This is a genomic window from Pseudomonas sp. R9.37, assembly GCF_963878885.1.
Taxonomy (GTDB): domain Bacteria; phylum Pseudomonadota; class Gammaproteobacteria; order Pseudomonadales; family Pseudomonadaceae; genus Aquipseudomonas.
On the sequence record NZ_CAWNZA010000023.1, the window covers coordinates 1 to 3,936 of the forward strand.

General features: G+C 51.3%; 2 tRNA genes and 2 rRNA genes (1 of these 4 only partly in view). All 4 read right to left on the minus strand.

Features of this window, described 5'->3' with window-relative positions:
• Positions 1-19: 19 nt before the first annotated feature.
• Positions 20-2,911 (minus strand): 23S ribosomal RNA (locus tag AACU78_RS15680).
• 251 nt (positions 2,912-3,162) lie between these two features.
• A tRNA-Ala gene (locus tag AACU78_RS15685) sits at positions 3,163-3,238 on the minus strand.
• Between the two features lie 30 nt (positions 3,239-3,268).
• Positions 3,269-3,345: transfer RNA gene (locus AACU78_RS15690), tRNA-Ile, on the minus strand.
• 83 nt (positions 3,346-3,428) lie between these two features.
• A 16S ribosomal RNA gene (locus tag AACU78_RS15695) occupies positions 3,429-3,936 on the minus strand (it continues 1,128 nt past the right edge of the window).
• The 16S and 23S rRNA genes sit together here with 2 tRNA genes alongside, the layout of an rRNA operon.

Here is a 3,936-nt window from a genome sequence, read left to right on the forward strand (position 1 = left end):
CAAATTGCTTGGGTGTTATATGGTCAAGCCTCACGGGCAATTAGTATTGGTTAGCTCAACGCCTCACAGCGCTTACACACCCAACCTATCAACGTCGTAGTCTTCGACGGCCCTTCAGGGAACTCAAGGTTCCAGTGAGATCTCATCTTGAGGCTAGTTTCCCGCTTAGATGCTTTCAGCGGTTATCTATTCCGAACATAGCTACCCGGCAATGCCACTGGCGTGACAACCGGAACACCAGAGGTTCGTCCACTCCGGTCCTCTCGTACTAGGAGCAGCCCCTCTCAAATCTCAAACGTCCACGGCAGATAGGGACCGAACTGTCTCACGACGTTCTAAACCCAGCTCGCGTACCACTTTAAATGGCGAACAGCCATACCCTTGGGACCGGCTTCAGCCCCAGGATGTGATGAGCCGACATCGAGGTGCCAAACACCGCCGTCGATATGAACTCTTGGGCGGTATCAGCCTGTTATCCCCGGAGTACCTTTTATCCGTTGAGCGATGGCCCTTCCATACAGAACCACCGGATCACTAAGACCTACTTTCGTACCTGCTCGACGTGTCTGTCTCGCAGTCAAGCGCGCTTTTGCCTTTATACTCTACGACCGATTTCCGACCGGTCTGAGCGCACCTTCGTACTCCTCCGTTACTCTTTAGGAGGAGACCGCCCCAGTCAAACTACCCACCATACACTGTCCTCGATCCGGATAACGGACCTGAGTTAGAACCTCAAAGTTGCCAGGGTGGTATTTCAAGGTTGGCTCCACGCAGACTGGCGTCCACGCTTCAAAGCCTCCCACCTATCCTACACAAGCAAATTCAAAGTCCAGTGCAAAGCTATAGTAAAGGTTCACGGGGTCTTTCCGTCTAGCCGCGGATACACTGCATCTTCACAGCGATTTCAATTTCACTGAGTCTCGGGTGGAGACAGCGCCGCCATCGTTACGCCATTCGTGCAGGTCGGAACTTACCCGACAAGGAATTTCGCTACCTTAGGACCGTTATAGTTACGGCCGCCGTTTACCGGGGCTTCGATCAAGAGCTTCGCGTTAGCTAACCCCATCAATTAACCTTCCGGCACCGGGCAGGCGTCACACCCTATACGTCCACTTTCGTGTTTGCAGAGTGCTGTGTTTTTAATAAACAGTCGCAGCGGCCTGGTATCTTCGACCGGCATGAGCTTACGGAGCAAGTCCTTCACCCTCACCGGCGCACCTTCTCCCGAAGTTACGGTGCCATTTTGCCTAGTTCCTTCACCCGAGTTCTCTCAAGCGCCTTGGTATTCTCTACCCAACCACCTGTGTCGGTTTGGGGTACGGTTCCTGGTTACCTGAAGCTTAGAAGCTTTTCTTGGAAGCATGGCATCAACCACTTCGTTAACTAAAAGTTAACTCGTCATCAGCTCTCGGCCTTAGAATCCCGGATTTACCTAAGATTCCAGCCTACCACCTTAAACTTGGACAACCAACGCCAAGCTGGCCTAGCCTTCTCCGTCCCTCCATCGCAATAACCAGAAGTACAGGAATATTAACCTGTTTTCCATCGACTACGCTTTTCAGCCTCGCCTTAGGGACCGACTAACCCTGCGTCGATTAACGTTGCGCAGGAAACCTTGGTCTTTCGGCGTGGGTGTTTTTCACACCCATTGTCGTTACTCATGTCAGCATTCGCACTTCTGATACCTCCAGCAAGCTTCTCAACTCACCTTCACAGGCTTACAGAACGCTCCTCTACCGCATCACTTACGTGATACCCGTAGCTTCGGTGTATGGTTTGAGCCCCGTTACATCTTCCGCGCAGGCCGACTCGACTAGTGAGCTATTACGCTTTCTTTAAAGGGTGGCTGCTTCTAAGCCAACCTCCTAGCTGTCTAAGCCTTCCCACATCGTTTCCCACTTAACCATAACTTTGGGACCTTAGCTGACGGTCTGGGTTGTTTCCCTTTTCACGACGGACGTTAGCACCCGCCGTGTGTCTCCCATGCTCGGCACTTGTAGGTATTCGGAGTTTGCATCGGTTTGGTAAGTCGGGATGACCCCCTAGCCGAAACAGTGCTCTACCCCCTACAGTGATACATGAGGCGCTACCTAAATAGCTTTCGAGGAGAACCAGCTATCTCCGAGCTTGATTAGCCTTTCACTCCGATCCACAGGTCATCCGCTAACTTTTCAACGGTAGTCGGTTCGGTCCTCCAGTTAGTGTTACCCAACCTTCAACCTGCCCATGGATAGATCGCCCGGTTTCGGGTCTATTCCCAGCGACTAGACGCCCTATTAAGACTCGCTTTCGCTACGCCTCCCCTATTCGGTTAAGCTCGCCACTGAAAATAAGTCGCTGACCCATTATACAAAAGGTACGCAGTCACAGAACAAAGTCTGCTCCCACTGCTTGTACGCATACGGTTTCAGGATCTATTTCACTCCCCTCTCCGGGGTTCTTTTCGCCTTTCCCTCACGGTACTAGTTCACTATCGGTCAGTCAGTAGTATTTAGCCTTGGAGGATGGTCCCCCCATATTCAGACAAAGTTTCTCGTGCTCCGTCCTACTCGATTTCATGACTAAGAGATTTTCGCGTACAGGGCTATCACCCACTATGGCCGCACTTTCCAGAGCGTTCCGCTAATCTCAAAGCCACTTAAGGGCTAGTCCCCGTTCGCTCGCCACTACTAAGGGAATCTCGGTTGATTTCTTTTCCTCAGGGTACTTAGATGTTTCAGTTCCCCTGGTTCGCCCCTTACACCTATGTATTCAGTGTAAGGTAACCATCTTATGATGGCTGGGTTCCCCCATTCAGACATCTCCGGATCAAAGTCTGTTTGCCGACTCCCCGAAGCTTTTCGCAGGCTACCACGTCTTTCATCGCCTCTGACTGCCAAGGCATCCACCGTATGCGCTTCTTCACTTGACCATATAACCCCAAGCAATCTGGTTATACTGTGAAGACAACATTCGCCGAAAATTCGATAATACTCAATTACGAGTAACTCACAAATTTTACCTTAGCCTGATCCGTTACCAGTGAAAGTAACGTTCAGTCTATCTTTCTATCACATACCCAAATTTTTAAAGAACGATCTAATCAAAGACTAGAAATCAACATTCACCATCACCTTGATGGAATGCTCATTTCTAAGCTTTCAAAACTTTCAGAAGCAGTAGTGGTGGAGCCAAACGGGATCGAACCGTTGACCTCCTGCGTGCAAGGCAGGCGCTCTCCCAGCTGAGCTATGGCCCCGTATTTCTACAGGCGTTTCCCACACAAAATTGGTGGGTCTGGGCAGATTCGAACTGCCGACCTCACCCTTATCAGGGGTGCGCTCTAACCAACTGAGCTACAGACCCAATTTCGGGCTGCTTCTTTATCGTCTTCTTCAATGAATCAAGCAATTCGTGTGGGAACTTATGGAGCAGCTGATGTCGTCGATTAAGGAGGTGATCCAGCCGCAGGTTCCCCTACGGCTACCTTGTTACGACTTCACCCCAGTCATGAATCACACCGTGGTAACCGTCCTCCCGAAGGTTAGACTAGCTACTTCTGGTGCAACCCACTCCCATGGTGTGACGGGCGGTGTGTACAAGGCCCGGGAACGTATTCACCGCGACATTCTGATTCGCGATTACTAGCGATTCCGACTTCACGCAGTCGAGTTGCAGACTGCGATCCGGACTACGATCGGTTTTGTGGGATTAGCTCCACCTCGCGGCTTGGCAACCCTCTGTACCGACCATTGTAGCACGTGTGTAGCCCAGGCCGTAAGGGCCATGATGACTTGACGTCATCCCCACCTTCCTCCGGTTTGTCACCGGCAGTCTCCTTAGAGTGCCCACCATTACGTGCTGGTAACTAAGGACAAGGGTTGCGCTCGTTACGGGACTTAACCCAACATCTCACGACACGAGCTGACGACAGCCATGCAGCACCTGTCTCAATGT